A 26,866-nucleotide genomic window follows, 5' to 3' on the forward strand; every position below is an offset into this window, starting at 1 on the left:
TGCTGCCATGAGCACCGATCGGATCATCACCCTGCACGGCGAGCAGGAGCTCGTCCAGCGGGCCGGACACCTCTTCGTCGCCTCCCGCGAGGAGTTCCTGGTCGCCGCCACCGATCTGATGACCTTCTCCGCGGGCGTCAACGCGGCCTTCCGGGAGGGGAAGCGGCCGCACGTCGTCCCCGGCCTCACCATGCGCAAGATGTACAGCCGCCGGGCCCTCGCCGACCCCGAGTCGCTCCGGCGGCTGCGGCGGATCGCCGCCTCCGGCATCGAGATCCGGATCTCCGACGGGCCGATCACCCGGGAGGCGATCGTCATCGACCGGCGCACCGCGATCCTGGCCGGCCCACCGGTACGGGGCGTGCACGCGTACACCGTGGTGAGCGCGCCGGAGGTCGTCGACGGCGTGCGCTCGCTGTTCCGCGCCACCTGGGAGACCGCCACCGCCCTCGCCGACTGCGCCGCCCCGCCGCCCCCGCTGTCCGGCCCCGCCCGCGAGACCCTGCGCGCCCTCGCCGCCGGCCACACCGACGAGACCGGCGCCCGCCTGCTCGGCGTCTCGCTCCGCACCTACCGCCGCCGGGTCGCCGACCTGATGGCCGCCCTCGGCGCCTCCTCCCGGTTCCAGGCCGGCCTGCTCGCCCGGGACCTGCTCCGGGAGGAGGTCAGTCCCGCCGCTCCCCGGTGATCCCCGGCCCGATCGCGAACCCCTTCGCGGGCCCCTCCGGGATCACGGCGTCCTCGCCGTAGGGTGTCCGCTCCGAGCGGGCGTAGGCGCCGCGTTCGGGGTCGGGGCCGGAGAGGACGGTGACGGCGCCGCCGTCGTCGTAGTCGTCGACGATCACGTACACGGGGATGCCGGCGGTGGCGTAGGCGCGGTGCTTGAGGACACGGTCCCGTTGCCGACCTTCCTTGCCCGGAGAGACCGTCTCGACCACCAGGGCCACGCCCGACGCGAGGACGCCGAGACCCTCGGGGTGTTCGATCTCGTCGTCCTCGTCGGGCGCGACAAAAACATCGGGGATCAGCACCTTGAGACCTGCGATGACGTTCCCGTCCTGGGCGGAGCTGAACCCAGTGCCGGCCAAGTGCCGGTCCAGCGCCTTGCTCAATCGCCGATTGACGCTGAAATGACGGTGCCCCCCGGTGGGTGACATCTCAATAGCTCCCTCGATGAGCTCCGCGCGGAAGCCCTCGGGGACCTCCATCGCCCTCCACACCTGCCACAGCGCCTGGTCCAGGTCCACGACGGTCTCCTCGGCTACGAGCGCGATCATTGAGACACCCCTCATTCCCGTCCAGTGTGGTCAGCCCGTGCAAGCCCGCACAAGCTGTACGCGCACGCTCGCACGGAGCTGCCTCCGGGCCGGGGTGAACGAACGGGATTCACCCGATCGGGCGGTTTCAGCGCTGGTGGGGGAGTTCCAGGCGGAAGGTGGCGCCGGTGCCGGGGGCGGTGTGGAGGGTGAGCGCGCCGCCATGGGCGTGGGTGAGGGCGGTGGCGATCGCGAGGCCGAGGCCCGCGCCACCGCGCTGGTCGTTGCGGCTGCGGGAGGCGTCCACGCGGTAGAAGCGGTGAAAGACCAGGGCGGCCTGGTCGGCGGTGAGGCCGGGGCCGGAGTCGGCGACCTCCAGCAGGCAGAGGCCGCCCTCGTGGCCCACCCCGATCCGCACCGGGGTACCGGGCGGGGTGTGCTTGACGGCGTTGCCGACCAGGTTGGTGACCACCTGGCGGAGCCGGGCCTCGTCGCCGAGCACCGGCGCCGGGCCGGGCGGGCCGCTGCCGGCCGGGCCGGTGAGGGCGACCGGGCGGCTCGGGTCGAGGGCGGTGAGGTCGTGCAGGGCGTCCGCGGCGAGGGTGCGCAGATCCATCGGCGCGAGGTCGAGCGGGCGCTCCTCGTCCAGCCGGGCGAGCACCAGCAGGTCCTCGACCAGGGTGCCCATCCGGATCGCCTCGTTCTCGATCCGGTCCATGGTGCGGCTGACGTCGGCCTCGGCGGGCAGGGCGCCCATCCGGTACAGCTCGGCGAAGCCTCGGATGCCGGCCAGCGGGGTGCGCAGCTCGTGCGAGGCGTCCGCGACGAACCGCCGCATCCGGCCCTCGGACTCCGCCCGGGCGGCGAAGGCGGCCTCGATCTGCGCCAGCATGCCGTTGAGGGCGACGGAGAGCCGGCCGACCTCGGTGTGCGCCGGAAGCTCGGGCATCCGGTGCGAGAGCTCGCCGGCGGCGATCCGCTGGGCGCCCTCCTCGATCCGGCGCAGCGGCCGCAGTCCGGTCCGGACGGCGAAGAAGCCGAGCGCGGCGATCACCAGCAGGACGGCGCCGCCGATCGCCAGGAAGGCGGTGCGCAGCCGGCTGACGGTGGTGTCGATGTCCTCGCGGGAGACGGCGACCATCACGTAGGCGGCGCTGGGCACGGGCGCGGCGAAGACGCTGGCCGGGGCGCTCGGCCGCTGGACCGGCAGCACGATCGCCCGCCAGCTTCCCCGCCCGCGCCGGTCGGGCAGGTCGATCGGGCTGTCCGGGTCGACGGCGGCCGGGTCGAAGCCGTCCAGCTGCGGCGCCGGGTCGTTCTCGGACATCGGCTGGCGCACCACGTACTGCACCTTGCCGTCGGTGCCCAGGTACTGCACCAGGTACTGGCTGGGTAGCGAGGCCAGGTACGGGGCGGCCCGCTTGCCGCTGACCGAGGGCTGTTGCTGCTGCTTGGGCTCCGCCCAGCTGTTGCGGGTCGGCGCGCGGCGGGCCAGCGGTTCGCCGAAGCGTTCCAGTTGCTCGTCGAGCCGCTGCACCAGCTGGTGCCGGACGGTGCCGAGCACCACGGTGTCGCTGACCACCAGACCGGTGGTGACCAGGGCGAGCACCAGTACCAGCAGCCGGGCGCGCAGCGACAGCCGGCCGAGCGGACGGCCGAGGCGGTGACCCAGTGGACGGCCGAGCAGCCGGGCGAGCGGCCGGGCGAGCAGCCGGGTGGAGGGGCGCGCGGACGCGCGGCGGGGGAGCGGGAGGGGCATCGGGGCGGCGGGGTCCGGGGTCAGCTCTGCGGGGGGCGGCGCAGGGCGTAGCCGATGCCGCGCACGGTGTGGATCAGCTTCGGCCCGTGGCTGGGTCCGGAGTCGAGCTTGCGGCGCAGGTAGGAGATGTAGGACTCGACGATCGAGAGGTCGCCGCCGAAGTCGTAGGCCCAGACGTGGTCCAGGATCTGCGCCTTGGAGACGACCCGGCCCACGTTGGCCATCAGGTAGTGCAGCAGCTTGAACTCGGTCGGGGAGAGCGCGACCACGACGCCCCCGCGGGTGACCTCGTGGGCCACCGGGTCGAGGACGAGGTCGGCGACGATCAGCCGGCCGTCCTCGGCCGGTCCGCCGGAGCGGCGCAGGATGGCGCGGATCCGGGCGATCAGCTCCTCCAGGCTGAACGGCTTGGTGACGTAGTCGTCGGCGCCCGCGGCGAGGCCCTGGACCTTGTCCCCGACGCCGTCCTTGGCGGTCAGGAAGAGCACCGGCAGGTGGTCGCCGGGGTGGCCGTGGCCGGGGCCGGCGATGAGGCCGCGGCTGGTCTGCTCCCGGAGCCGCTCGACGACGGTGAAGCCGTCGAGGTCGGGGAGCATCACGTCCAGGACGACGAGGTCGGGGCGGTCGACGGCGATCAGTTCCAGCGCTTCGGCGCCGCTGGCGGCGGAGGCCACCCGGAAGCCGGAGAAGCGCAGCGAGGCGGAGAGCAGCTCGCGGATGTTCGGCTCGTCGTCGACGACGAGGAGGTAAGCCTCCCCCTGGCCGCCGTTGTTCACCGCCGGAGCTCCTGGTGTCGAGACAGTGCCTTGCACGGGGGTTCCGCCTCCCGGTCGGACGATGGCGTTCAGCTTGAGGCTAGCTCGGGGAGGCCAAGGGCCATCGATGAATGTTGGATTAACACCTTATCGGGCGGTTTTGTACGGACGGACCCCCAGGTCGGGCCTCGGTGGTGTGCGCACCGTCCCGACGGTACTCCGGCGCAGGTCGGCGGGGGAATACGCGGCCCGGCCCACCGGAGGAGGTCGGGCCGGGCCGCGCGGGCGCGCGGCGGCCGGTCAGCCGCCGGACGCCGTCCGGGAGCCGCCGCCGGCACCTCCGCCGAAGCCGCCGAAGCCGCCGCCGGCGGCGCCGCCCTCGACCAGCTGGGTCGCGGCGTAGCCGCCGTCGGACGGGGTGCCGACCACGGTGACGCTCTGGCCGGGCTGGAGGTCGCCGACCTTGCCCTCCTTGTTGAGCTGCACCTTGGTGCTGTCGCCGGTGGTCACCTTGACGGTGTTGCCGTTGGCGTCGGTCAGGTAGACGGTGGTGCCGTCCACGGCCTTGACCGTGCCCCGGGTGAAACCGCCCTGCCCGCCGCCCTGACCGCCCTGGCCGGTGCCGCCGCCCTGGGCCCCCTGGCCGCCGCCCTGGCCGTTGCGGCGGTTGCCGGCCCCACCGGCACCGGTCGCGCCCGGCCGCGGCTGCTGGGTGCCCGCGGCGGCCGCCCGGCCGGCGCCCCCGGCGGTCTTGGTGGAGCCGTGGTCCCGCTGGTACCAGGCCCCGCCGGCGAAGGCCGCCGTGGCGATCACCGCGCCGGCCAGCACCAGCGGTACCCAGGGCAGTCGGCGGCGCGGCGGGGCGGACAGCTCGGCGCTGACGTCCCGGGCGTCCGGCGCGGTGGAGAGCAGGACGACCTGCTCGGCGGGGGTGGACGGCTCGATCTCGTTGCTCATGGTGTGCGGTCCTTGGTCACTCGTGGCGGAGGGCGTCGATCGGGCGCAGCGAGGCGGCCCGGTTGGCGGGGTAGCTGCCGAAGAACAGGCCGATGGCGACGGCGATCCCGAAGGCGCCGAGCACCGATTCGGGGATCACCACCGGTTCGATGCCGACGATCCGGAAGTGCGAGCCGGCGATCCCGGCCAGCACCCCCAGCCCGGCGCCCACCACCGACAGCAGGGTGGCCTCGGTGAGGAACTGCCCGAGGATGACGCCGCGGGGGGCGCCGAGTGCCTTGCGGATGCCGATCTCCCTGGTCCGCTCGGTGACGGTGACCAGCATGATGTTGGTGATGCCGATCCCGCCGACCAGCAGCGAGATGGCGGCCACCGCGCCGAGCAGCACGGTGAAGGTCTTCGTGGTCGACTCCCGGGCGCTGAGCAGCGAGGTCTGGCTGCTGATCCGGAAGTCCGCCTTGGCCGGGTCGGCGATCGCGTGGGTGCCGAGCAGGATCCGGCTGATCTCGGACTGGGCCTGGGCGGTGCTGTCCGCCGAGGCCGCCTGCACCATGATCTGGTTGACCGAGCCGAAGCCGGTGAAGGCGTTCTGCACCGTCGGCAGCGGCGCGATCAGCACGTCGTCCGGGTCGGTGAAGCCGCTGCCGCCCTTGGCCTTGAGCACGCCGACCACGGTGAACGGGGTGCCGCCGACGACGATCGGCCGGCCCACCGGATCGGCGCCGGCGAAGAGCTGCTTCGCGGTGGTCGCCCCGAGCACCGCGACCTTGCGGGAGGCCAGCACGTCGTCCTGGGTGAAGTACTCGCCGTGGTCGACCTTCTGGTTGGCGGTCTCGAAGTACGCCGGGTAGGTGCCGACGATCGAACCAGGGCTGTAGGAGACGTCCCCGTTCAGGGCGGTGCCGGTGGTGGTCACCACCGGGGCCACCGAGCGGACGGCGTTCGGGTCCGCCTGGGTGGCCAGCGCCTTGGCGTCGTCGACGGTCAGCTTCTTGGTGGTGCCCGCGGAGCGGGAGCCGCCGAAGGAGGAACCGGAGCTGACGGTCAGCGCATTGGTGCCGAGCGAGGTGATCGACTCCTTGACCGCGACCGAGGAGCCGTTGCCGACCGCCAGCAGCAGGATCACCGAGGCGACGCCGATCAGCACCCCCAGCATGGTGAGGGCGGAGCGGACCTTGTTGGCGGCCAGGCCGCCGGCCGCGAAGCGGAGGGTCTGCCAGAGGATCACGCGGGCACCCCCACCCGGTGCAGGGCGGGCGGCGGCCCGTCGACCGGGGCCTGCCGGACGTCCGCGACGATCGCGCCGTCCACCAGCCGCAGCACCCGCTTGGCGTGCCGGGCCACCTCGTCCTCGTGGGTGATCAGCACGACCGTGCGGCCGGTGGCGTTGAGGCCGTCGATCAGGCCGAGCACCTCCTCGGTGGAGCGGCTGTCCAGGTTGCCGGTGGGTTCGTCGGCGAGCAGCATCGCGGGCGCGGTGACCAGTGCCCGGGCCACCGCGACGCGCTGCTGCTGGCCACCGGAGAGCTCGTTGGGACGGTGCCCGGAGCGCTCGGCCAGACCGACCAGGGAGAGCGCGGCGAGCGCCCGCCGACGGCGTTCGGCGGCCCGCACGCCCGCGTAGGCGAGCGGCAGCTCGACCTGCGCGAGCGCGGTGGTGCGGGGGACGAGGTTGAAGGACTGGAAGACGAAGCCGATCTTGCGGTTGCGCACCAGCGCGAGCTGCCCCTCGTCCAGGTGGCCGACGTCGATGCCGTCCAGCAGGTAGCGGCCGGCGGTCGGCACGTCGAGGCAGCCGAGGATGTTCATCAGGGTGGACTTGCCGGAGCCGGAGCTGCCCATCACGGCGACGTAGTCGCCCTGCTCGACGACCAGGTCGACGCCGAGCGGGGCGCCGGTGGCCGGGTCGTCCGGGCCGCGCAGCGCGTGCACGGTGGCGTCGCCGTGGCCGTAGGACTTGGTGAGCCGGTGGATCCGGATCACCGGCGGCGGCGTGTCCGGGTGGACCGGACCGGCCGGGCCGACCGGGTGGACCGGACCGGCGCCCGGCCGGGCGGGGAGGGCGCGGCGGGCCATCAGCGGCCACCGCCCCGTCCGCCGCCCGCGCCGGCACCCGCGCCACCGCCGCCGAGACCGGCCACACCCGCGCCGCCCGCACCGCCGCCGTTGCGGCCGCCCTGACCGCCGGCGCCGGGGAAGGAGCCGTTGGGGAAGCCGTTGGAGCCGCTGGTGGAGGCCAGTTCGACCTTGTCGCCCTCGTTCAGCCCGGTCAGCACCTGCACGGTGGTGTCGCCCTCGACCCCGACCCCGACGGTGACCCGTTCGGTGCTGCCGTCCTCGTGGACCACGGTCGCGGTGCGGCTTGAGCCGGTGCCGGACAGGGCCGCCGTGGGCAGCGAGAGCGCGTTGTCCGCCTCGCCGGTGACCACCGAGACGGTCGCGCTGAGGCCGGTCCGCAGCTTGCCGGTGTCGCCGGAGATCTGGAGCGTCGCCGAGTACTGCACGGCGGCCGCGCCACCGCCGGAGCCGCTCACCGGCAGCGGGCTGACCGAGAGCACCGAGGCGTTGAACTTGCTGTCGGACTGCGCGTTCAGGGTGACGGTGGCCGCCTCGCCCTTCTTGAGCTTGAGCGAGTCCAGCTCGGAGAAGTTCGCGGTGACCTGCATCCCGGTCGGGTTGGTCAGCACGATGAAGCCGCTGGGGGCGGTGGCGGAGCTCCCGGTCGACTTGGTGCCGCTGCCGGAGGTCCCGCCGCCGGCCGCCCCGACCGTGTCGCCGACCTTGGCCGCCACCGAGGCGACCGTGCCGTCCACCGAGGCGCTGAGCGTGGTGCCGGCCAGCGCCGTCTGGGCGTTGGAGAGGTTGGTCTGCGCGGTGGAGAGCTGCTGCTCGGCCTGGGCGACCGCAGCCTCGTCCACCTTGGTGGTGGAGATGGTGGTGGTCTGCGGCTCGGGGACGGCGGGCGGCGCCGCCGGGACGGTGGCCTGCGCGGACGGGGCGGTCTGCCCGGACGGGTCGGCCGAGGGGGCGGACGCGCTGCTCCCGCCCGCCCCACGGCCGCCCGTGCCGCCCGTGCCGTTCCCGCCGGACGACCCCGACGAGCCCGACGAGCCGTTGGCCTTGGCCGGCAGCTGCTGGACGGTCGTGGTGGTGACGCCCGCCCGGGCCTTGGTCAGGTTGGCCGCGGCGGTGTTGAGCGCCGCCTGCGCGGCGTCCACCTGCTGCTGGGCGGCCGTGGTGTCGACGGTGGCGAGCACCTGGCCCTTGGTCACCTGGTCACCGACGGCGACCTTGACGGCCGTCAGCCGCCCGCCGGTGGTGAAGTCCTGGGCGGCGTCGGTGGGCGAGGCCAGGGTGCCGGTTCCGGACACCGTGGCCAGGACCGTGCCCTTGGTCACGGACGCCGTGCGGACCGGGGCCCTGGCGGCCGTGGCACCGGTGCCGTCGTCCAGCACCGTGTACGTCAGGGCGGCGGCACCGAGCAGGGCCACGCCGAGCGCGGAGTTGACGAGGACGGCACCTCGCCGTCGCGGGAACACCTTCATGGCGCACAGCTTCCCGGGGCGCTCTTGCACCGTCCTGGGCGCCGACTGGGAGAAGGCTGACCGGCCGAACCGGGCATTTGCCGCGCTCCGCCCACCGGCGGGGCCCGCTTGGCCGGTTCCGGGCGAGCCGTTGACCGTCCTCCCAGTCGACTCCCAGGAATCCCCAGGCACTCCTGATCGACGCGCCCCGGGGAACGGCCGCGGACCGCCCGGGAAGGCGTCCGCGACGGGACGCGTCCGCGACACCCCGCGGACCGCCCCCGGAACGCGCCGCGGCGGAGCGGGGCAGCCGGTGCGAACCCGGCCGCCCCGCTCCGCCGCGGGGCCTGTCCGAACGAGCGGGCTACAGCTCCTTGCGGAACGCCTCGGCCACCGAGAGGAAGATCGAGTTGCCCTCGACCTCACCGATCGAGATCCGGACGCCCTCGGGGAACGGCCTCACGATCACACCGGCGGCGGCGCACGCGGCCGCGAAGTCCTGCGATCGCTCGCCCAGCTCCAGCCAGACGAAGTTGGCCTGCGAGTCCGGGATCTCCCAGCCCTGGGCCCGCAGCCCGGCCACCACCCGGGTCCGCTCCTCGACCAGCGCGTCGACCCGGACCATCAGCGCGGCCTCGGCCCGCAGCGAGGCGACCGCGGCGTCCTGGGCGAGCTGGACGACACCGAACGGCACCGCGGTCTTGCGCAGCGCGCTCGCGACCGGCTCGTGCGCGACCGCGAAGCCGACCCGCAGGCCGGCCAGACCGTACGCCTTGGAGAAGGTGCGCAGCACGCAGACGTTCGGCCGGTCCCGGTAGAGGTCGAGGCCGTTGGGCACCTCGGGGTCGCGGATGAACTCGATGTACGCCTCGTCGACGACGACCAGCACCTCGGCCGGGACGGCGTCCAGGAAGCGCTCCAGCTCGGCGCGGTGGATCACGTTGCCGGTGGGGTTGTTGGGGTTGCAGACGAAGATCAGCCTGGTCCGCTCGGTGATCGCGGCCAGCATCGCGTCCAGGTCGTGGTCGCCGCCCGCGGTGAGCGGCACCGGCACCGGGGTCGCGCCGGCGATCTGGGTGATGATCGGGTACGCCTCGAAGGAGCGCCAGGCGAACATCACCTCGTCGCCCGGGCCCGCCGTGGCGAGGATCAGCGACTGGGCGACGCCGACCGAACCGGTGCCGGTGGCGATGTGCTCGACCGGCACGTCGAAGTGCTTCGCCAGTTCGGCGGTCAGCTCGGTGACGGCCATGTCCGGGTAGCGGTTGAGCTTGCCGGCCGCCGCCACCGCCGCTTCCAGCACCCCCGGGAGCGGCTCGTACGGGTTCTCGTTGGAGGACAGCTTGTAGGCGTCGGGGCCTGCCGGCTTGCCGGGCTTGTAGCTGGGAATGCCGTCCAGGCTCGGCCTGAGGCGGGGGCCCTGTGCTGCGGTCACGGTCGGTCTCCTTCGGTCTTTCCGCTGCGTTCGCCCGCCACGGTCGGGGTCGCCGCCGTGCCCGGGCAGTCGGAACGCGTGCGGTTCCACCCCGGTCGGGTGCCCTGAACGATACCGACCGCACTCACCCGTAGGGGTGAGATGCCCGGTCGGGTTACAGACGCGGATCAGCCATTCTGCTGGGTTCCTTTGGCACATGTCAGAGGTAAACCAGCTGCTTCCGTCCGGGGATCGAAGGGGCGCACACGGGCTCACTCACGGAGAAACGTATCTCCACAGGCTCCCAATGCGCCGGTCACAGACCCTTGTCAGGAGCCATACGATCGGTCCGCCATGACAGCAGCAGCCAACCAGAGCGGTCGGCGACCCACCACCTCACGGCGTCTGGAGCGGGCCGGCATCCGGGATGTGGCAGCAGCCGCCGGAGTGTCGATCACCACCGTCTCCGACGCGCTGAACGGGAAGGGCCGCCTGCCCGACGAGACCAGAAGCCGGGTGCGCGAAGTCGCCGAGCGCCTCGGATACCGCCCCTCGGCGGCGGCCCGCACCCTGCGCACCGGACGGTCCGGCCTGATCGGGCTGACCGTCACCACCTACGGCGAAGAGCCGTTCACCTTCACCGAGTTCGCCTACTTCGCCGAGATGGCCCGGGCCGCCACCAGCGCCGCCCTCGGCCGCGGTTACGCGCTGGTGGTACTGCCCGCCTCCTCCCGGCACGACGTCTGGGGCAACATCGCCCTCGACGGCACCGTGGTGATCGACCCGCCCGACCAGGACCCGCTGGTCAGCGAGCTGTACCGGTCCGGCGTCCCGGTGGTCAGCGACGGCAAGCCCGGGAACTGCCCGGTCACCGCCTGGGTCGACAACGACCACGAGGCCGCCGTGCTCGGCATCCTCGACCACCTCTCCGAGGCCGGCGCCCGCCGGATCGGCCTGCTCACCGGCACCAGCACCGACACCTACACCCGGCTGTCCACCGAGGCGTACCTCGGCTGGTGCGCCAAGGTCGGCCAGGAACCGGTCTACGAGACCTACCCCGCGCACGACCCGGCGGCCGGCGCCGTCGCCGCCGACCGGCTGCTCGCCCGCCCGGACCGGCCGGACGCCGTCTACGGCCTGTTCGACCCCAACGGCACCGACCTGCTCGCCGCCGCCCGCCGCTACGGCCTGCGGGTGCCCGACGACCTGCTGCTGGTCTGCTGCAGCGAGAGCGACGTGTACGCCACCACCGAGCCGCCCATCACCACCCTGTCGCTCAAACCCCGGCGGATCGGCACCACCGTGGTGAACCTCCTGATCGACGCCATCGAGGGCGTGGACTCCGGCACCGGCGTGGACATCGCCCGGCTGTTCCCGCCGCGCTTCCGCACCGCCGGCACCGGCCCGCCGCCCGGCACCCTGATGCCGACCGAGCTCATCGTCCGCGCCTCCTCGCAACGGCGGAGCCCGCGCACCACCGTCAGCCCGCCCCGCCCGCCGGGTGAGGTGTGACCCCCGGGACCGCACCCCAGCGGGCTGTGGTCCGGACCATGCCGAGTCGGGACAAAACGGACCTGACGGACCGCCCGGCTGACGCTCCGGAGGATTGGATACCCACCAGGTGACGACGCCGGGAGAGTGGTCTTCCTATGATGGGCGAATGACACCCGAGGACCGCTTCCCCGGGCCTGAACACCCGGACTCAGGCCCACGCCACCAGCCGGACCTCGACGTGCTGCCGTACGGCACCTATTACGAACCGGACCCCAACGGCGGGTACTCCGCGACCGGCTACGAGGCCGAGACCTACAGCGGCTACGGCGGCGCCCGGTACCTCGAACAGCACTGGCCCGCCACCGGCCCCGAACAGGGCCACGCCGTGCGCTCCCAGAACGGCCCCCACGAGCAGGCCGGTTACGAGCCCACCCTGCGGGACCACGCCTCCCCCGCCCACGGCGGCCACCCCGGCGCCGGCCCCGGACCGCAGAGCGACGACCCGCCGACCATCGAGCTCGGCCCCCCGCTCGCCGAACCCGGCCAGCCCTACCACCCGTACCCGGCCCCCGGCCCCGGCGAGCCCCCCGGCCCGCTCTACGTCGTCGGCGACGTGCACGGCTACCTCGACGAGCTCCGCGCCGAGCTGCGCCACCAGGGCCTGATCGACGCCGACGGCCACTGGTCCGCCGGCCGGTCCCGGATCTGGTTCCTCGGCGACTTCACCGACCGCGGCCCGGACGGCATCGGCGTCATCGACCTGGTCATGCAGCTCGCCGCCGAGTCGGCGGCGGCCGGCGGCTACTGCCGGGCCCTGATGGGCAATCACGAACTGCTCTTCCTCGGCGCCGCCCGGTACGGCGACGAGCCGGTCCAGTCCACCGCCGGCACCGCCTCCTTCCTCGCCGCCTGGCGGCTCAACGGCGGGCAGCAGAGCGACCTGGAGCGCCTGGAGGCGCACCACATCAGCTGGCTCTCCCGGCTCCCGGCGATGGCCCTGGAGGACGGCCACCTGCTGCTGCACTCCGACACCACCGCGTACCTGGAGTACGGCGAGTCCATCCCCGAGGTCAACGACGCCGTCCACGACCTGCTCGCGGACGAGGGCGTCGACGAGTGGTGGGACTGCTTCCGCCGCTTCACCAAGCGCTTCGCCTTCCGCGGCGACTCCGGCCCGACCGCCGTCCGCGAGCTGCTGGACACCTACGGCGGCACCCGCGTCGTGCACGGCCACAGCCCGATCCCGTACCTCACCGGCGCGGTGCACGCGGACGACGGCATGCCGCCGCAGATCCCGGGGCCGTACGTCTACGCGGAGGACCTCGCCGTCGCCATGGACGGCGGAGTGACCATGGACGGCCGGCTGCTGGTCTCCCGCCTGCCGATCTGAGCCGGCGCGCCCCCGCAGGCCGGCACCGCTCCGGGCGGTGACCGCCGGCTGCTGGCCGCCGCCGGCCCCGGGCAGCGACCGCCGGGGCCGGGGATGAACGACGGCACCGGGCGGTGAACGTCACCGAGTGGTGTTTGCAGAGTCGCGGCCGGACTTTGCAAACACCTCCGGAACACCCTCCGCCCACCGCAGGTGACGCACCGTCGACCGAACGCGCGTTCCCGGCGCCCGGACGGTCGCGCACGCGCACCCCGGGGCGCGAAATTCCGGAAAGTCACTGTCGACCCGGCCGCACCCGCCCCTACCATCGGGGGCACACCACACCCGGCCGCCCGTCCGGCGGCCCGACTCCGCGCCCAGCCCCGCGCCCGCGGGGCGGAGAGCGCGGGGGTCCGCATGAACGGGGTCCCCATGAACGACGCCCCGCACCTGCTCGCCGAGGACCGCCCGGACTTCGAGCGCCTCCTCGACGACGCACTGCGCGACGACACCCTCCGCACCGTCCTGCGCGCCGACGGCGCGCCCACCCCCGACGACCTGCGCACCCACGCGCTCGCCTCGGCCGACAGCGTCGCCGCCCCGGCGGCCACCGAGTACCAGCACTACCTGCGACTGCGCGAGAACCTGCGCGCCACCCCTCCGGCCCCCGGCGAGCCCGCCGCGCCCGGGCTGCTCACCCAGCTGCGCTCGGCGAACGGCGGCGCCGGGCTGCTCCCGGTGCTCACCGTCCTGACCCCGATCCTCGCCTGGGCGGCCGCCCTGGTCCTGCTGCTGCTCGGCTACACCCTGCGGGCCGCCGACCCGGACAACGCCCTGGCCCGCTCGCTGCTCACCGCCGGGTGGCTCGCCCTCGCCGCCGGAGTGGCCGCGATGGCGGTCGGCATCGTCGGGCTGATCCTCACCGCCCTGCGGGACGGCTCGGCCCCGCCCACCGTCCCGTTCCCGCCGGGCACCGACCCGGAACTCGCGGCCGAGCTCGACGAAGCCCGCCGCGACTGGCAGCGCGCCCTGCGCGAGCGGGCGCTCGTCCCCCACCTCACCGCCGCCGCCCGGACCGGCACCGCCCCGGCCCTCACCGGCCCCGACGACGCCTGACCGGGCCGGACCGCGGCGCCGCGACCTGCGGCCCGCCATCCGGCCGCCCGGGTCGACGCCGCCGGCGCTACGGCGTCGCGGAGCGCGCCGCCGCAGCGGAGTCGCCCGCCGCCACGGAGTCGCCCGCCGCCCGGACGAACTCGCGGACCCGCTCCGTCGTGTTGCCCTCCCGCCAGACCGGACCGCGCTCGATCGGCGGAGCGTCCTCGATCGGCACATAGGCGAGGTCCGGACGCGGGTGGTACCGCAGCGAGAGTTCGCCGACCGGCAGCACGCCCCGGCCCAGCGCGACCAGCGTCAGCATCTCGGAGAAGGACCCGCCGACCGGTCCGGGCGGCACCGGCCGCCCCGACGGGGTCCGGTCGGGGGTGCGGTCCCGCTTGAACGCCGCCGAGGTCACCGCGGGGTACTGGACCACCGGATGGTCTCCCAGCACCTCCAGCGACACCGACGCGGCGCCGGCCAGCGGGTGCCCGGCCGCCACCGCGAGCACCCGGCGCTCGGTCATCAGCACCGGGCCGTTCGCCATCCCGTCGAACGGGAAGGCGGCGATCAGCACGTCCACCGAACCGTCCAGCAGGCTGGACCGGGTGTTCGCCAGCTGCGCCTCCCGGACCTCCACCCGGCAGTCCGGGTGCCGCTCGCTGAACAGCGCGACCGCCCTGAGCAGTACCGGCGCCGTGCCCTCCCCGAGGAACGCCACCGTCAGCTCGCCGCCGACGCCCCGGTGCGCCCGCGCGGCCCGGTGCACCGCCGCCGTGATGCCGTCCACCAGGGGCGCCAGCTCCTCCGCCAGCCGCCGGCCCACCGGGGTCGGCCGCACCGACCGGCTGCTGCGCTCGAACAGCGGTCCCCCGACCCGCCGTTCGAGCTGTCGCACCACCTGGCTGACCCGCCCGGTGCTGAGCCGCAGGCGTTCGGCGGTGCGGCCGAAGTGCAGCTCCTCCGCGAGTGTCAGGAAGACCTCGATCTCCACCCGTTCCAGCACCGTCCACCCCTCCATCGTTCACTCCCGCTCAATGATCGTTGACCGATGCCGTCTTGATGACACCGGCCGCCTGGCGGATCGTGGAACACGTCACCGGCAGCACCCCTCCCGACTGGAGCCACCATGACCGCCATCCGTGTGAAGGCTTTCGACCACCTCGTGCTCAACGTCCGCGACATCGAGCGTTCGCTGGCGTTCTACGGCGGCCTGCTCGGCCTGGAACCGGTCCGGGTCGAGGAGTGGCGGGCCGGCAAGGTCTCGTTCCCGTCCCTGCGGGTCACCCCCGAAACGATCATCGACCTGATGTCCCGCCCACGCGGCGAGTCCAACGTCGACCACATCTGCCTCACCGTCGACCCCCTCGACTGGCAGCAGGTGATCGACACCGGCGTCTTCAAGGTCCTGGAGGGCCCCGTCCCCCGCTACGGCGCCCGCGGCAACGCCACCTCGATCTACGTCCAGGACCCGGACGGCAACACCGTCGAACTCCGCTGGTACCCCGAGGACGCCGCCTGACCCGGCCCTGACCACCGGAACGCCGGAACGCCGGTCCCCACCGCGGCCGGGGCAGATCTCCCCTGGTGACAGGTGGAGTTCGGCCCCGGCCGCAACCGTTCGGCGACCCCGGAAATCGGTCCGATCACCAGTTACACAGTAGTGACGATTGTGTGATGGTCGGTGGGCGAATTTGCTGCGAAGATTCTCACATCGCAGCCGCGACACCGCGAGAACGGCACGGACCGAATACCGCGCGCAGCTGCCTCTGTTGATTCCTCGGGGAGACCACTCATGCCTGCGCGCCCGCTGACCCGCCGTTCCCGTCTGCTCGCCGCCGCCACGCTGATCGCCGCCACCGGGGCCACCGTGCTCGCCCCGGCGACCGCCTTCGCCGCCGCCCCGCCGGCCGCCGTCGCGCCGGCCGCCGACGTCCCCGCCACCGACGCCCCCGCTGCCGACACCCCCACCACGAAGGCGGACCAGAACGCGGCCAAGCCCCTGGCCGCCACCCTGGAGACGGCCCCGGGCCAGGCCCCGATCACCCGCGGTGGCGAGGGCGCGACCATGAGGCTGACGGTCACCAACAGCTCCGACCAGGAGCAGCAGTACCACCCGACGCTGAGCGTCGCCCCCACGGGCTCCGCCCCGTCGGGCTGGAACTGGATCGAGTTCAGCGCCAAGGAGGTCTCGGCCCCGGTCAGCTACGGCGTGTCCGGCTTCGGGAACAACGGCTTCGTCGGCTACGTCCTGCCCAACAACGCCATGTCGTTCGTGAGCTTCAAGGTCCCGGCCGGCGCCACCTACACCTGGGACGTCACCGTCAAGGTGCGGGCCTCCCTGCCCGCGGACAACACCTCCCTGAAGGTCACGCTGCAGAACGACAAGGACAACAGCACCAACAGCGCTCCGGTCGCGCTGGCGGTCTCCTCCCCCGCCCCGGCCCTGTTCCAGCGGTTCACGTCCGCCGAGAACCGCGTCTCCTTCGCCAAGCCCTTCGAGACCGACCTCCTCCTGGCCAACAACGGGGCCGGCATCACCGCTCCGATCACCCCGACGCTGCGGTTCCCGGTGAACGGCGCCGTCCTCAAGCTCGACGCGCAGCAGCCGGACGGCACCTGGGTCGCGGTTCCGGGTTCGAACAACACCTGGCAGCTGCCGGCGGTGGCCGGCGGCCTCGGCAAGGGCGAGAGCCACCACTACAAGCTGAGGCTCTCCCTCGTCGGGACGACCGGTCCCGGGACCTTCTTCTCCGAGTGGCTCTCGCTGCTGCCCGACACCGACCAGGGGCCGGTCGACATCATCGTCCGCGAACTGGTCGAGGTGAACGGCTACCGCGCCACGCCCGACCCCGAGCCGACGCCGAGCACCCCGACCACCGCTCCGGCCGACACCCCGAAGCCCACCGCGTCCGACACCCCGGCCGCCGCGGCGACCACCGCTCCGGCCCCGGCCGTGACGCAGGCCGCCGTCCCGGCCGCCGTCCCGACCACGACGCCGTCCGCGGCCACCGGCGCCAAGGTCGTCACGGCGGGATACACCTCCGGGAACCAGGCCGCCACCACGACCACCACCACGACGGCCACCGGCACCACCGGCGCGACCGGCACCACGCTGGCCTCGACCGGGGCCGGCGAGTCCGGTGCCCTGTTCGGCACCGCCGGCGCCCTGGTGCTGCTCGGCGCCGGCTCGGTCTTCTACGCCAGGCGCCGCCGCGCCCAGGACTGACGCGGCACGCGGGTGCCCCCGGACGGCCGAGGCCGTCCGGGGGCACTCTCCGTTTCCGGGCTCCGACCACGGCGGGGCCGACCCGCGGCTCCCCCCACGGGTCGCGGGGCGACCCCGCCGCTCCGGTGGACCCGCTCAGTCCGCCAGCGGCAGGTACACCCGGTTGCCCTGGGCCGCGAACTCCGCCGACTTCTCGGCCATCCCGGCCAGGGCGTCGGCGCCGTACCCGGACTCGACCGCCGTCGACCCGTCGCCGTGCTCGTCGCGGATCTTCTGGGAGATCTTCATCGAGCAGAACTTCGGGCCGCACATGGAGCAGAAGTGGGCCGTCTTCGCGGGCTCGGCGGGCAGGGTCTCGTCGTGGAACGCGCGGGCCGTCTCCGGGTCGAGGGCCAGGTTGAACTGGTCCTCCCAGCGGAACTCGAACCGGGCGTCGGAGAGCGCGTCGTCCCACGCCTGGGCGCCGGGGTGGCCCTTGGCCAGGTCGGCGGCGTGGGCGGCGATCTTGTAGGTGATGACGCCGGTCTTCACGTCGTCCCGGTTGGGCAGGCCGAGGTGCTCCTTGGGGGTGACGTAGCAGAGCATCGCGGTGCCCCACCAGGCGATCATCGCGGCGCCGATGCCCGAGGTGATGTGGTCGTAGCCGGGCGCGACGTCCGTGGTCAGCGGGCCGAGGGTGTAGAACGGCGCCTCGTCGCAGATCTCCTTCTGGAGATCCATGTTCTCCTTGATCTTGTGCATCGGGACGTGTCCCGGGCCCTCGATCATCACCTGGACGTCCCTGGCGCGGGCGATCCGGCCCAGCTCGCCCAGGGTCTGCAGCTCCGCGAACTGCGCCTCGTCGTTGGCGTCCGCGATCGAGCCGGGACGCAGGCCGTCACCGAGCGAGAAGGTGACGTCGTAGCGCGCGAGGATGTCGCAGAGTTCCTCGAAGTTGGTGTAGAGGAAGTTCTCCTGATGGTGCGCCAGGCACCAGGCGGCCATGATCGAGCCGCCCCGGGAGACGATGCCGGTCTTGCGGCGGGCGGTCAGCGGCACGTAGCGCAGCAGCACGCCCGCGTGCACGGTCATGTAGTCGACGCCCTGCTCGCACTGCTCGACGATCGTGTCCCGGTAGACCTCCCAGCTCAGGTCCTCGGCCCGGCCGTCGACCTTCTCCAGCGCCTGGTAGAGCGGCACGGTGCCGATCGGCACGGGGGAGTTGCGCAGGATCCACTCGCGGGTGGTGTGGATGTTGCGGCCGGTGGAGAGGTCCATGACGGTGTCGGCGCCCCAGCGGGTGGCCCAGGTCATCTTCTCCACCTCCTCCTCGATCGAGGAGGTGACGGCGGAGTTGCCGATGTTGGCGTTGATCTTCACCAGGAAGTTGGTGCCGATGATCGACGGCTCGACCTCGGGGTGGTTCACGTTGACCGGGATGACGGCGCGGCCGCGGGCCACCTCGTCCCGGACGTACTCGGGCGCCAGGCCCTCGCGCAGGGCGACGAACTCCATCTCGGGGGTCACGATGCCGCGCCTGGCGTAGCCGAGCTGGGTGACCGCGACGCCGTCGCGGCCGCGCAGCGGACGGCGCGGGCGGCCGGGGAACACCGCGTCCAGGTTGCGGAGGTTCCCGCCGCGCGGCGAGGTGTGCTTGATGCCGTCGTCCTCGGGGCGCGCCTCGCGGCCGTCGTACTCCTCGACGTCGCCGCGCTGGCGGATCCAGGCGTCCCGCAGCGCGGGCAGCCCGCGCCGGACGTCGGGCTCGTAGGCCGGGTCGGTGTACGGCCCGGAGGTGTCGTAGAGCGGAATGCTCTTCCCGTTGGTGAGCACGACCTCGCGGTACGGCACGCGCAGGTCGGGGCGGGACCCCTCGCGGTGGGCCTTGCGCCAGGCGGGGGTGGGGTAGCCGGTGCCGGCGCTGGTCACGGCGGTGCCGTGCGCGGACGGGGACTGGGCAGACTGCGGCTGTGCCTCAAAGGTGGTCAACGGACCTTCAACTCCCTACGCCGGCATTACCCGGTCAGGTTCCTGCGGTCGACGCAGCCTCCGGTCCGTCGTCCGACGTCCCGTTCAGCGCCCTCTCAGCCCGGTGCTCCGAGCTCCCGCGTCCGCAGGCGGTGTTGCCCGCGCATGACGTCCAACACCGTAGCGAGCCGACCGCCGGAGGTCCAGAGGGGGTCCTCGCGGGAGAACGGCGAGGTCCGGCGGGTGAACGGTGGGGCGCGGACGCCTCCCGGGGGGCAGACTGGCTTCGGAGCTGACGAGTCGAGGGAGGCCGACGTGGTCGGGAGCACGGGGCGGGTCACCGGAGCGGTGGGTGCCGGGCTGGTCGGCGAGGTGATGGTGCACGTCCCGGAGCGCCGGGGCGCCGAGGCGTTCCTCGCCTACCTCGCCGTTCCCGGGGACCGGCTGGTGGTGGGCACGCCGGTGGTGGTGATCGACTACCAGCCGCCGCGGACCGTCTACGTGGCGCCGCTCGGTCCGTGACGATCCGCGGACCTTCCCGTGACGATCTTGTGACGGTGCGTCAGGTCAGTTCCCTTTCCCCGCGGACAGCCCGGGCGGACAATCCATTTCGGCGCATCTCCTGCGCCGGAAGGGGGAGTTGAACCATGGGATACGTCATCGTCGGGGCAGTCGCCGCGGCCGTGGTGGTCGGGATCACGCTCTTCAAGCTCATGTGGCGGGTGGCCGAGCCGAACGAGGCACTCATCATCTCCGGTTCCCGCCACCGCACCGAGGGGGTCGGTGACGGGCTGGGTTTCCGGATCGTCACCGGCCGGGGGACCCTCGTCACCCCCGGTCTCCAGGGCGTCCGGCGGCTCTCGCTGGACCTCAACGAGGCCGAACTGAACGTCGAGTGCGTCACCACGCAGGGCATCCCGGTCCGGGTCAAGGGCGTGGTGATCTTCAAGGTCGGCGACGACGACGTCTCCATCGCGAACGCCGCCCGCCGCTTCCTGGACCAGCAGAAACTGATCAGCCAGCGCGTCCACAACGTCTTCGCCGGACACCTGCGGTCGATCGTCGGCGGCCTCACCGTCGAGGACATGATCCGCGACCGCGAGCGGCTCACCGGCGAGACCCGGGCCGCCTCCGGGCTGGAGATGGAGAAGCTCGGGCTGATCATCGACACCCTGCAGATCCAGGAGATCATCGACCCGACCGGCTACATCAAGAACCTCGCCATCCCGCACGCCGCCGCCGTCCAGCGGGACGCCCGGATCGCCCAGGCCCAGGCCGACCGGATGGCCACCGAGGCCGAGCAGGAGGCCGCCGCCCGCAAGGCCGAGGCGACCAGGGACAGCGAGATCCAGCAGTCCGCCTACCAGGCCGAGATGGACACCGCGACGGCCCGCGCCCGGCAGGCCGGACCGCTCGCCGAGGCCGCCTCCCGCCAGGAGGTGGTGGTTCAGGAGACCCGGGTCGCCGAACTGGAGGCCCAGCGCAAGGAGCAGCAGCTCCAGATCGACGTGCGCAAGCCCGCCGACGCCCGCGCCTACGACACCCGCACCAGCGCCGACGCGGACCGCGACGCCCGGATCTCCGCCGCCCAGGCGCAGGCCAGGGAGACCGAGCTGGCCGCGGCGGCCAAGGCCAACCGGGTCCGGATCGAGGCGGAGGCGGACGCCGACGCCACCCGGGCCCGCGGTCTGGCACAGGCCGAGGCCACCACGGCCACCGGCCGGGCCGAGGCGTCCGCGGTCGAGGCCCGCGGCCTCGCCGACGCCGCCTCCGCCCGGGCCGTCGCACTGGCCCGGGCCGAGGGCATCAAGGCCCGTGCCGCCGCCCTCGCCGAGAACCAGGAGGCGGTGGTCGCACAGGAGTTGGCCGAGCAGTGGCCGCAGATCGTGCGGGCGGCGGCCGAGTCCTTCGGCAATGTGGAACACATGGTGCTGCTCAACGGCGCCGACGGGATGGGCGAAATGTTCGCCAAGGCGCTCGCGATGGGCGGCACCGGGCTCGGACTGGCCCGGCAGCTGCTGTCCACCGTCGGCGGGGACGCGACGGCCGGGGATCCGGCCACCGGCGCTCCGGCCACCGGGACTCCGGCCACCAGCGCTCCGACGGCGGCGGCGACGGTCTCCGTCCCGGTGCCGGTGGACGCCGTACCGTCCGACTTCCTCCCCCGCGGCGGCGCCGACCGCGACCGGAAGGAGGCGCCCGAACGGGACTGACCCGGTCCGAGTAGCCCGGCGGCGCCCGCCTGAGTACCCGTACTCAGGCGGGCGCCGCCCCGTCCGCAGCACGATGGGCCCATGCACCCAGCAGCTCCCGCGCGGATCGGCATCACCGCCGTCGGATCCCAGCTCCCCGCCCGCCGACTGACCTCCCGGCAGCTCCAGGACGAGATCACCGCCGGCGGTCGGCTGCGCCTTCCGGAGCGGACTTTGGAGAAGGCCACCGGCATCGTCACCCGGCACTTCGCCGCCGACGGCGAGTACGCCTCCACCCTCGCCCTCGGCGCCGCCCGGCGCGCCCTGGACCGCCGCGGCCTGGACCCGGTGGACATCGACCTGCTGCTCTTCGCCTCCGCCACCCGGGACGTCGCCGAACCCGCCACCGCGCATCTGGTGCAGGACGAACTCGGCTCGCGCGCCCATGCGTTGGATGTCAGTAACGCCTGCAACAGCTTCCTCAACGGGATCGACCTGGCCCGCTCGATGATCCTGGCCGGCCGGGCCCGGCGGGCCCTGGTGGTCACCGGCGAGACACCCAGCCGGGCGATGCGGCGGGACCCGGGCGGCGCGGAGGAGTTCCGCGCGGGCTTCGCCGGCTACACCTTCGGCGACGCGGGCGCCGCCGTCGTGGTGGAGGCCGTGGAACGGGGCGGCATCCTCGACGTGGAGACCGAGACCGCCTCCGAGCACTGGGCGACCGGCGGCATTCCGGGCGGCGGCTCGCGCCACCCGCGCGGCGACGAGTACAGCTACTTCCGCGGCGGCGGCACGGAGTTGCGCGGCGTCTTCGAGAAGATCGGCCCGGACATCCTGAACCGGGTGGCCGCCCGCACCGGCCTCGGCTGGGCGGACTACGCCCGGGTGCTGGTGCACCAGGTGACCGTTCCGTACCTGGAGCGCTTCGTGGAGGCCACCGGCGTGCCGGAGGAGAAGCTGGTGGTGACCGTGCCCGAGCTCGGCAATGTCGCCAGCGCCACGATCGGTATCCAACTCGACCGAATACAGGATGAGTTGAAACCAGGGGACAAGGTACTGATGCTCGGCCTCGGCGGCGGAGCGAGCCTGATGACGATGGTCTGGGAGGCGTCGTGACCGCGCTCTGGGTGATCGTCCCCGCCTACCGGGAGGAGGCCAGGATCACCGCCGCGCTGGAGGCCCTCGCCGCCCAGCGGGACCGGGAGTTCACGCTGCTGGTCGCCGACAACGGCTCCACCGACGGCACCGTCGAGGCCGTCCGCGACTTCGCCGCCCGGGCACCCTTCCCGGTCGAGGTGCTGGTCGAGCCGGAGAAGGGGGTCGGCTCCGCGGTCGACACCGCGTTCCGGCACGCCATCGCGCGCGGTGCCACCCTGCTCGCCCGCACCGACGCCGACTGCCTGCCCGCCCCCGGCTGGACCGCCGCCGCCCGGGCCGCCCTGATCGACGGCGGCGGACTGGTCTGCGGCCGGGTCACCGCCCGCCGGGACGAGCACGGGGCGGCCGGGCGTGCCGTCTTCCTGGTCCTGGTCGCGCTCGGCGCGTTCTTCGGCCGGATCCGGCCCGCGCACCACCGCCGGCACGGCTACCTCACGCCGTACCGGATGCACGCGGGCAACAACATGGCGATCACCGCCGAGCTGTACCTCGCCGTCGGCGGCATGCCGCGCCGGCCCTCGCCCACCGACCGGCTGTTCATCAACCGCGTCCGACGGCACACCACCGCGATCACCCGCCGCCGCGACATGGTGGTGCAGAACTCCACCCGCCGGATCCGCGCCTACGGGGTGGTCGGCACCGCCCGCTGGTACCTCGACCGCGGCGCCGGCACCCGCCCCGTCGACATCCGCTGACCGCGGGGCGCGGAGCTCCGGGCACCTCGGCCCCGGCCCCGGCCCTGGCCCGGCCCACCTTGCAAAGTCACCCACCTCGACCCGAGGACACCCCGTGCTCGACCGGCTCGCCCACGACCTGCGCACCCGGCACCCCGACCGCCCCGCCGTCCTGACCCACACCCGGCTCGGCGGCACCCGCGTCCGGATCCGCCGCGGCGAACTCGCCGCCCTCGCCGACTCCTACGCCGTCGCCCTGAACGCCCGCGGCCTCGGCGCGGACACCACCCTCGGTCTCGCCCTGCGCCCCGGCCCGCGCGCGCTCGCCGTCATGCTCGCCGCGCACCGGCTCGACCTGCGGATCGCCGTCCTCGACCCCACCGCGGGCCCGGACGTCCTGGCCGCCCGGCTCGCGCTGGCCCGCCCCGACCTGGTCCTCGCCGACGCCGCCGCCCAGGCCGTGGCCGGCTGGGCCCGGCCGCTGGCCCGCCGCGCCGACCTCGCGCTGCCCCCGCTGGACCTGCTCGGCCCGGTCGCCACCCTCGGCCGCCGGCTGCCCGGCTGCGCGCCCCGGCTCCGGGTCGGCCGGTTCGGCGCCTCGGTGCCGAGCATCCCCGGCTCCGCCGCGCCCGCGCGCGACGGCGACGCCGTCATCGTCTTCACCTCCGGCACCACCGCGAGCCCGCGCGCCGTGGTGCACTCCCGGAGCGGCCTGGCCGCCGGTCTGCGCACCGTCGGCGAACTGGTCGACCCGCGCCCCGGCTCCGTAGTCCTCGGCGGCACCTTCTTCGTGCTCGTCCCCGCGCTGAGCGCCGGCGCCGCGGTCGCCCTGCCCGCCCGCGAACCGTCCGCGCTGGCCCGTCAGCTCTCCCGGCTCGCCCCGGCCCACACCTACCTCACCCCGCCGCAGCTGCGCGCCGCGCTCGGCGCCGGCGCCCGGTTCACCGGCCGGGTCTGGACCGGCTCGGCGCCCGCCGACGCGACCCTGCTCCGCCGGGTCAAGCAGGCCGGGGCGGAACGGGCCTGGGGCGTCTACGCGCTCACCGAGCTGTTCCCGGCGGCCGCCGTCGAGGAGGCCGAGAAGAGCGCCTGGACCGGACCGGGCGACCTGGTCGGCGCACCACTGCCGGACGTGCGCACCGCACTCGCACCCGACGGCGAACTGCTGCTCGGCGGCCCGGGCGCCCGGCACCGCTACCTCGGCGAGGAGCCCGACCCCTGGGTGCGCACCGGCGACCTCGCCACGCTCGACCCGGACGGCCGGATCGTGCTCGGCGGGCGGCTCAAGGACATGGTGCTGCGCCGCGCCGAGAACATCTATCCCGGCCTCTACGAACCGGCCCTGCATCTGCCGGGCGTCGAACTCGCGGTGCTGGTCGGCGTCCCGGACGGGGACGGTGACGAACGGCTGGTCGCCCTGGTCCAGCCGACGCCCGGCACCGACCCGCGACAGCTGCGCGCCGCGCTGGCCGGGCCACTGGCGCGGATGGGCTCGGCCCGCCCGGACGCGGTGCTGTTCGGCCGGGTGCCGCTGGCCGGGCGCTCCCGCAAGCCGGACCGCGCGGCGGCGTCCGCCCGGTGTGCCCGGGAGCTGGCCGGATGAGCGCGGACACACACACGGGGGAGCGGACGGACAGCCCGCCGGAGCCCGCCGCGCACCGGGCCGCCCGCCGCCGGGACCGCCGGGTCTACCTGCGCAGCCACCCACTGCTGTTCGCGCTGCTCGCCGCCACCCGCCACCGCCCGGTCGTCCGGCTCGGCCGGACCGTGCTGGTGCACGACGCCGACGCCTACCGCACCGCGCTCACCCGGATCCCGCTGGACCGCACCGCCCCCGGCACCACCGGCGGCGCCGCCGCCGAACTCACCTCCGGCGGAGTCCTGTTCGACCAGGAAGGCGCCGAACACCGTTCCGCCCGGCGCGCGTCGGCGGCCGACCTCGACGCCTCGGCCGTCGACCGGCTCCGTCCGTCCTGGCAGGCGGTGCTCACCGCGCGGATCCCGGCACTGGCGACCCGCGACCTCGAACTCGTGCCACTCGCGCGGGAATTGGCCGGAGTCACCGCCGCCGCGTTGACGGGGTCGGCAGCCTGCCCGACCGCCCTCGCCGGATCCGCCGCCGCGGCCGCCGCGGCCGCCGCCCGCGACCACCTGCCCGGTCCCCGGCCCCCCGGCACGGCCCGCACGGCCGCCGCCCGGGCCGCCGAACTCGCCGCGCTGCTGCCCGACCCCCGGGCCGCCATGGTCGCGGTCGCCGCCGTCAACACCGGCGTCGCCGCGCTCCCCCGGGCCGCCGCCTGGTGCGCGGACGCCGGGCTCTGGGCCTCGATCGACGCCGTCGGCGCACCGGCGCTGGCCGCCGAACTGCTCCGGCTCACCGCGCCCTCGCCGCTGCTCCCCCGGGTGGCCGCCGCCGATGCCGTGCTGGCCGGACGGCGGATCCGGGCCGGGGACCGGCTGGTCCTGGTCGCCCGGCACGCCGCCGGGGCGCACCGGTCCGCGCCCTCCCCCGGGCCCGCCGCCGCCCAGGCGGTGTTCGGCGCCGGCCCGCACGCCTGCCCCGGTGCCGGGATGGCCCGCGCGCTGCTCGCCGAACTGCTGCTCGCGCTCGCGCCGTACCGGCCGGTGGTCGTCCGGGCCCGGGCGGACCGGCGTGCCGCACTGCCCGGCTGGGCCGAACTCACCCTGCGCGCCACCCGCACCCCCGCCCGGACCGGACCGGACGCCGCCCGACCGCACCCGGCCCGACCGCACCCCACCGAGGAGACCCGATGCGGATAGCCGTCACCGGAGCGAGCGGTTTCTGCGGCTCCCACGTCGTCCGGGCCGCCGTCGCCGCCGGCCACGAGGTGCTCTGCCACGGCCGCCGGCCCGGACCGGCCGGCAGCCACGTCCCCTGGGACGCCACCGTCGGGGAACCCGACCTCACCGGCGCCGACGCGATCGTGCACTGCGCCGCGGCCGTCGCCGACCTGCCCCGGGGCACCGGGGCCGAGGCCGCCCAGCACGCCGTCAACGTCACCGGGACCGAGCGGCTGCTGCGGGCCGCCGGGGACCGCCCGCTGGTCTGGGTCTCCAGCGCCAGCGTCTACGACCCGAGGGCCGACCGGGGATCCGTCGACGAGGACCACCCCACCGAGGACGGCCAGCTCAACGCGTACGGGCGCAGCAAGGCCGCCGGGGAGCGGCTCGCCCTCGCGGCGGGCGCCGTGGTGCTGCGCCCGCGCGCGGTGTACGGGGCCGGTGACCCGCATCTGGTGCCCCGGCTGCTGGAGCGGGTCCGGCGGGGCCGGTTGCTGCTGCCCGGCGACGACGTCCGGCTCAGCCTCACGGCGGTGCAGAACCTGGCCGACGCCTGTCTGTCCGCGGTCGGCGCCGGACGCACCGGCGACCGCCCGTGGACGCCGGTCGCCTACAACATCGCCGACGCCCGCCCCTACCGGCGTGACGAGGCGGTCCGCGCGGTGCTGGCCGCGTACGGCGTGACCGTCCGGATCCACCATGTGCCGGCCCCGCTGGCCCGGCTGGCCGCCCGCTCCGGGCGGCTGCCCGGCCTGACCCCCTACGCGGTGGACCAGCTCTCCCGCGACGTCGTGCTGGACCTCACCCGCGCCCGCACGCAGGGCTGGCGGCCGCACCGGGACCTCGACGCGTTCCTCCGTGAGACCGCCACCGGGACCGCCCCGCCCGTGGAAGGCCCGGCACCGGTGCCCGCCCGGCACCCATGACGGCAGGACGCCGATGACCGCGAGCCGCCCGTGAACGCCCGACGCCCGCGCCCCCGGAAGGGGACGCGGGCGTCGGAGCGGGTTCAGGCACTAGTTCCTCGCGGCCTTCTTCACCAGGATCACCACGGCGGCGGCGATACCCACCACCACCAGCGCCTTGACGGCGAAGGCCAGCAGCGCGCCGACCACACCGAAGACGAACATCAGCAGGTTCCACGCCAGGATCAGCACCAGCACCGGGACCACGATGTTCCGCACCCACGAGGGCAGCGACTTCCAGAGCTCAGCCATGTCCGTTCCTTCTCTCCCCGG

Annotated in this window: 24 protein-coding genes and 1 riboswitch; of the genes, 13 read left to right on the forward strand and 11 right to left on the reverse strand. The window is 74.4% G+C overall.

The features are described from left to right. Positions 1 to 7: 7 nt before the first annotated feature. On the forward strand, positions 8 to 688 hold the full coding sequence (locus tag ACIQ9P_RS10430) for a DNA-binding response regulator (protein ID WP_402352898.1): 681 nt from the start codon (positions 8 to 10) through the stop codon (positions 686 to 688). On the opposite strand, the gene ACIQ9P_RS10435 is transcribed toward ACIQ9P_RS10430, so the two are convergent. The 8 genes from ACIQ9P_RS10435 to hisC all read right to left on the reverse strand — a co-directional run bounded on the left by ACIQ9P_RS10435 (position 666) and on the right by hisC (position 9,686). Continuing rightward, complete coding sequence (locus ACIQ9P_RS10435) at positions 666 to 1,277, reverse strand: Uma2 family endonuclease (RefSeq protein ID WP_402352901.1); 612 nt, start codon at positions 1,275 to 1,277, stop codon at positions 666 to 668. The genes ACIQ9P_RS10430 and ACIQ9P_RS10435 overlap by 23 nt on opposite strands. A 127-nt stretch (positions 1,278 to 1,404) precedes the next feature. Then, positions 1,405 to 3,015, reverse strand: coding sequence for a sensor histidine kinase (locus ACIQ9P_RS10440; protein WP_402352904.1), 1,611 nt, complete (start codon positions 3,013 to 3,015; stop codon positions 1,405 to 1,407). A 20-nt stretch (positions 3,016 to 3,035) separates the two neighbouring features. After that, positions 3,036 to 3,791: a response regulator transcription factor gene (locus tag ACIQ9P_RS10445; protein WP_093861266.1), complete on the reverse strand. Its 756-nt coding sequence runs from the start codon at positions 3,789 to 3,791 to the stop codon at positions 3,036 to 3,038. 279 nt (positions 3,792 to 4,070) lie between these two features. Beyond that, positions 4,071 to 4,727: a hypothetical protein gene (locus ACIQ9P_RS10450; RefSeq protein WP_402352908.1), complete on the reverse strand. Its 657-nt coding sequence runs from the start codon at positions 4,725 to 4,727 to the stop codon at positions 4,071 to 4,073. A gap of 16 nt (positions 4,728 to 4,743) precedes the next feature. Beyond that, positions 4,744 to 5,955, reverse strand: a complete 1,212-nt coding sequence (locus tag ACIQ9P_RS10455; protein ID WP_402352911.1) for an ABC transporter permease — start codon at positions 5,953 to 5,955, stop codon at positions 4,744 to 4,746. Next, on the reverse strand, positions 5,952 to 6,803 hold the full coding sequence (locus tag ACIQ9P_RS10460) for an ABC transporter ATP-binding protein (RefSeq protein ID WP_402352914.1): 852 nt from the start codon (positions 6,801 to 6,803) through the stop codon (positions 5,952 to 5,954). Before ACIQ9P_RS10460 ends, ACIQ9P_RS10455 begins: the two co-directional genes overlap by 4 nt. Further along, the gene (locus ACIQ9P_RS10465) at positions 6,803 to 8,272 is read right to left on the reverse strand and encodes an efflux RND transporter periplasmic adaptor subunit (RefSeq protein WP_402352917.1); all 1,470 of its coding nucleotides are present in this window, start codon (positions 8,270 to 8,272) and stop codon (positions 6,803 to 6,805) included. The genes ACIQ9P_RS10460 and ACIQ9P_RS10465 overlap by 1 nt, the downstream gene beginning before the upstream one ends. Positions 8,273 to 8,615: 343 nt before the next feature. Continuing rightward, positions 8,616 to 9,686, reverse strand: coding sequence for a histidinol-phosphate transaminase (gene hisC / locus ACIQ9P_RS10470; protein ID WP_402352919.1), 1,071 nt, complete (start codon positions 9,684 to 9,686; stop codon positions 8,616 to 8,618). A 333-nt stretch (positions 9,687 to 10,019) separates the two neighbouring features. On the opposite strand from hisC, the gene ACIQ9P_RS10475 reads away from it, so the two are divergent. The 3 genes from ACIQ9P_RS10475 to ACIQ9P_RS10485 all read left to right on the forward strand — a co-directional run bounded on the left by ACIQ9P_RS10475 (position 10,020) and on the right by ACIQ9P_RS10485 (position 13,644). Further along, positions 10,020 to 11,177, forward strand: a complete 1,158-nt coding sequence (locus ACIQ9P_RS10475) for a LacI family DNA-binding transcriptional regulator (protein ID WP_078879728.1) — start codon at positions 10,020 to 10,022, stop codon at positions 11,175 to 11,177. A gap of 148 nt (positions 11,178 to 11,325) precedes the next feature. Then, the gene (locus ACIQ9P_RS10480) at positions 11,326 to 12,549 is read left to right on the forward strand and encodes a metallophosphoesterase (RefSeq protein WP_402352922.1); all 1,224 of its coding nucleotides are present in this window, start codon (positions 11,326 to 11,328) and stop codon (positions 12,547 to 12,549) included. A 396-nt stretch (positions 12,550 to 12,945) separates the two neighbouring features. Then, complete coding sequence (locus tag ACIQ9P_RS10485) at positions 12,946 to 13,644, forward strand: hypothetical protein (RefSeq protein ID WP_402352925.1); 699 nt, start codon at positions 12,946 to 12,948, stop codon at positions 13,642 to 13,644. A 67-nt stretch (positions 13,645 to 13,711) separates the two neighbouring features. Here the strand turns inward: ACIQ9P_RS10485 and ACIQ9P_RS10490 are convergent, their stop codons facing one another. Beyond that, complete coding sequence (locus tag ACIQ9P_RS10490) at positions 13,712 to 14,647, reverse strand: LysR family transcriptional regulator (protein WP_402352928.1); 936 nt, start codon at positions 14,645 to 14,647, stop codon at positions 13,712 to 13,714. Positions 14,648 to 14,755: 108 nt separating this feature from the next. Here ACIQ9P_RS10490 and ACIQ9P_RS10495 point away from each other — a divergent pair, with 108 nt between their 5' ends. Both ACIQ9P_RS10495 and ACIQ9P_RS10500 read left to right on the forward strand, forming a co-directional pair. Beyond that, positions 14,756 to 15,148, forward strand: coding sequence for a VOC family protein (locus ACIQ9P_RS10495; RefSeq protein WP_402352931.1), 393 nt, complete (start codon positions 14,756 to 14,758; stop codon positions 15,146 to 15,148). Between the two features lie 273 nt (positions 15,149 to 15,421). Beyond that, on the forward strand, positions 15,422 to 16,855 hold the full coding sequence (locus tag ACIQ9P_RS10500) for an LPXTG cell wall anchor domain-containing protein (RefSeq protein ID WP_402352934.1): 1,434 nt from the start codon (positions 15,422 to 15,424) through the stop codon (positions 16,853 to 16,855). Positions 16,856 to 16,990: 135 nt separating this feature from the next. Here ACIQ9P_RS10500 and thiC read toward each other — a convergent pair whose 3' ends face one another. Then, positions 16,991 to 18,763, reverse strand: coding sequence for a phosphomethylpyrimidine synthase ThiC (thiC, locus tag ACIQ9P_RS10505; protein WP_402353887.1), 1,773 nt, complete (start codon positions 18,761 to 18,763; stop codon positions 16,991 to 16,993). A gap of 55 nt (positions 18,764 to 18,818) precedes the next feature. After that, positions 18,819 to 18,953: riboswitch (TPP riboswitch) on the reverse strand. Between the two features lie 164 nt (positions 18,954 to 19,117). Here thiC and ACIQ9P_RS10510 point away from each other — a divergent pair. The 7 genes from ACIQ9P_RS10510 to ACIQ9P_RS10540 all read left to right on the forward strand — a co-directional run bounded on the left by ACIQ9P_RS10510 (position 19,118) and on the right by ACIQ9P_RS10540 (position 26,554). Continuing rightward, entirely contained in the window at positions 19,118 to 19,324 is a 207-nt protein-coding gene (locus ACIQ9P_RS10510) for a hypothetical protein (protein ID WP_402352937.1), read from the forward strand. A 125-nt stretch (positions 19,325 to 19,449) separates the two neighbouring features. Then, positions 19,450 to 21,015, forward strand: coding sequence for an SPFH domain-containing protein (locus ACIQ9P_RS10515; RefSeq protein WP_402352939.1), 1,566 nt, complete (start codon positions 19,450 to 19,452; stop codon positions 21,013 to 21,015). A gap of 81 nt (positions 21,016 to 21,096) precedes the next feature. Next, on the forward strand, positions 21,097 to 22,110 hold the full coding sequence (locus ACIQ9P_RS10520; RefSeq protein ID WP_402352942.1) for a 3-oxoacyl-ACP synthase III family protein: 1,014 nt from the start codon (positions 21,097 to 21,099) through the stop codon (positions 22,108 to 22,110). Beyond that, entirely contained in the window at positions 22,107 to 22,847 is a 741-nt protein-coding gene (locus tag ACIQ9P_RS10525) for a glycosyltransferase family A protein (protein ID WP_402352945.1), read from the forward strand. The genes ACIQ9P_RS10520 and ACIQ9P_RS10525 overlap by 4 nt, the downstream gene beginning before the upstream one ends. Positions 22,848 to 22,941: 94 nt before the next feature. Then, on the forward strand, positions 22,942 to 24,429 hold the full coding sequence (locus ACIQ9P_RS10530) for a class I adenylate-forming enzyme family protein (protein ID WP_402352948.1): 1,488 nt from the start codon (positions 22,942 to 22,944) through the stop codon (positions 24,427 to 24,429). After that, positions 24,426 to 25,607 carry a cytochrome P450 gene (locus ACIQ9P_RS10535; protein WP_402352951.1) on the forward strand — a complete coding sequence of 394 codons (1,182 nt, stop codon included), beginning with the start codon at positions 24,426 to 24,428 and terminating at the stop codon, positions 25,605 to 25,607. Before ACIQ9P_RS10530 ends, ACIQ9P_RS10535 begins: the two co-directional genes overlap by 4 nt. Then, positions 25,598 to 26,554: an NAD-dependent epimerase/dehydratase family protein gene (locus tag ACIQ9P_RS10540; protein ID WP_402352954.1), complete on the forward strand. Its 957-nt coding sequence runs from the start codon at positions 25,598 to 25,600 to the stop codon at positions 26,552 to 26,554. Before ACIQ9P_RS10535 ends, ACIQ9P_RS10540 begins: the two co-directional genes overlap by 10 nt. 90 nt (positions 26,555 to 26,644) lie before the next feature. Here ACIQ9P_RS10540 and ACIQ9P_RS10545 read toward each other — a convergent pair whose 3' ends face one another. Further along, on the reverse strand, positions 26,645 to 26,845 hold the full coding sequence (locus ACIQ9P_RS10545) for a DUF5326 family protein (RefSeq protein WP_030305494.1): 201 nt from the start codon (positions 26,843 to 26,845) through the stop codon (positions 26,645 to 26,647). Positions 26,846 to 26,866: the final 21 nt, after the last annotated feature.

This window comes from Kitasatospora sp. NPDC094019 (genome assembly GCF_044764505.1).
Lineage (GTDB): Bacteria > Actinomycetota > Actinomycetes > Streptomycetales > Streptomycetaceae > Kitasatospora.

Excerpts from the sequence above, each read along its gene's own strand:
- ACIQ9P_RS10430 (WP_402352898.1), top strand. The coding sequence starts at position 8 with ATGAGCACCGATCGGATCATCACCCTGCACGGCGAGCAGGAGCTCGTC.
- ACIQ9P_RS10435 (WP_402352901.1), bottom strand. The coding sequence starts at position 1,277 with ATGATCGCGCTCGTAGCCGAGGAGACCGTCGTGGACCTGGACCAGGCG.
- ACIQ9P_RS10440 (WP_402352904.1), bottom strand. The coding sequence starts at position 3,015 with ATGCCCCTCCCGCTCCCCCGCCGCGCGTCCGCGCGCCCCTCCACCCGG.
- ACIQ9P_RS10450 (WP_402352908.1), bottom strand. The coding sequence starts at position 4,727 with ATGAGCAACGAGATCGAGCCGTCCACCCCCGCCGAGCAGGTCGTCCTG.
- ACIQ9P_RS10460 (WP_402352914.1), bottom strand. The coding sequence starts at position 6,803 with ATGGCCCGCCGCGCCCTCCCCGCCCGGCCGGGCGCCGGTCCGGTCCAC.
- ACIQ9P_RS10465 (WP_402352917.1), bottom strand. The coding sequence starts at position 8,272 with ATGAAGGTGTTCCCGCGACGGCGAGGTGCCGTCCTCGTCAACTCCGCG.
- ACIQ9P_RS10475 (WP_078879728.1), top strand. The coding sequence starts at position 10,020 with ATGACAGCAGCAGCCAACCAGAGCGGTCGGCGACCCACCACCTCACGG.
- ACIQ9P_RS10480 (WP_402352922.1), top strand. The coding sequence starts at position 11,326 with ATGACACCCGAGGACCGCTTCCCCGGGCCTGAACACCCGGACTCAGGC.
- ACIQ9P_RS10485 (WP_402352925.1), top strand. The coding sequence starts at position 12,946 with ATGAACGGGGTCCCCATGAACGACGCCCCGCACCTGCTCGCCGAGGAC.
- ACIQ9P_RS10490 (WP_402352928.1), bottom strand. The coding sequence starts at position 14,647 with ATGGAGGGGTGGACGGTGCTGGAACGGGTGGAGATCGAGGTCTTCCTG.
- ACIQ9P_RS10495 (WP_402352931.1), top strand. The coding sequence starts at position 14,756 with ATGACCGCCATCCGTGTGAAGGCTTTCGACCACCTCGTGCTCAACGTC.
- ACIQ9P_RS10500 (WP_402352934.1), top strand. The coding sequence starts at position 15,422 with ATGCCTGCGCGCCCGCTGACCCGCCGTTCCCGTCTGCTCGCCGCCGCC.
- ACIQ9P_RS10515 (WP_402352939.1), top strand. The coding sequence starts at position 19,450 with ATGGGATACGTCATCGTCGGGGCAGTCGCCGCGGCCGTGGTGGTCGGG.
- ACIQ9P_RS10520 (WP_402352942.1), top strand. The coding sequence starts at position 21,097 with ATGCACCCAGCAGCTCCCGCGCGGATCGGCATCACCGCCGTCGGATCC.
- ACIQ9P_RS10535 (WP_402352951.1), top strand. The coding sequence starts at position 24,426 with ATGAGCGCGGACACACACACGGGGGAGCGGACGGACAGCCCGCCGGAG.
- ACIQ9P_RS10540 (WP_402352954.1), top strand. The coding sequence starts at position 25,598 with ATGCGGATAGCCGTCACCGGAGCGAGCGGTTTCTGCGGCTCCCACGTC.
- ACIQ9P_RS10545 (WP_030305494.1), bottom strand. The coding sequence starts at position 26,845 with ATGGCTGAGCTCTGGAAGTCGCTGCCCTCGTGGGTGCGGAACATCGTG.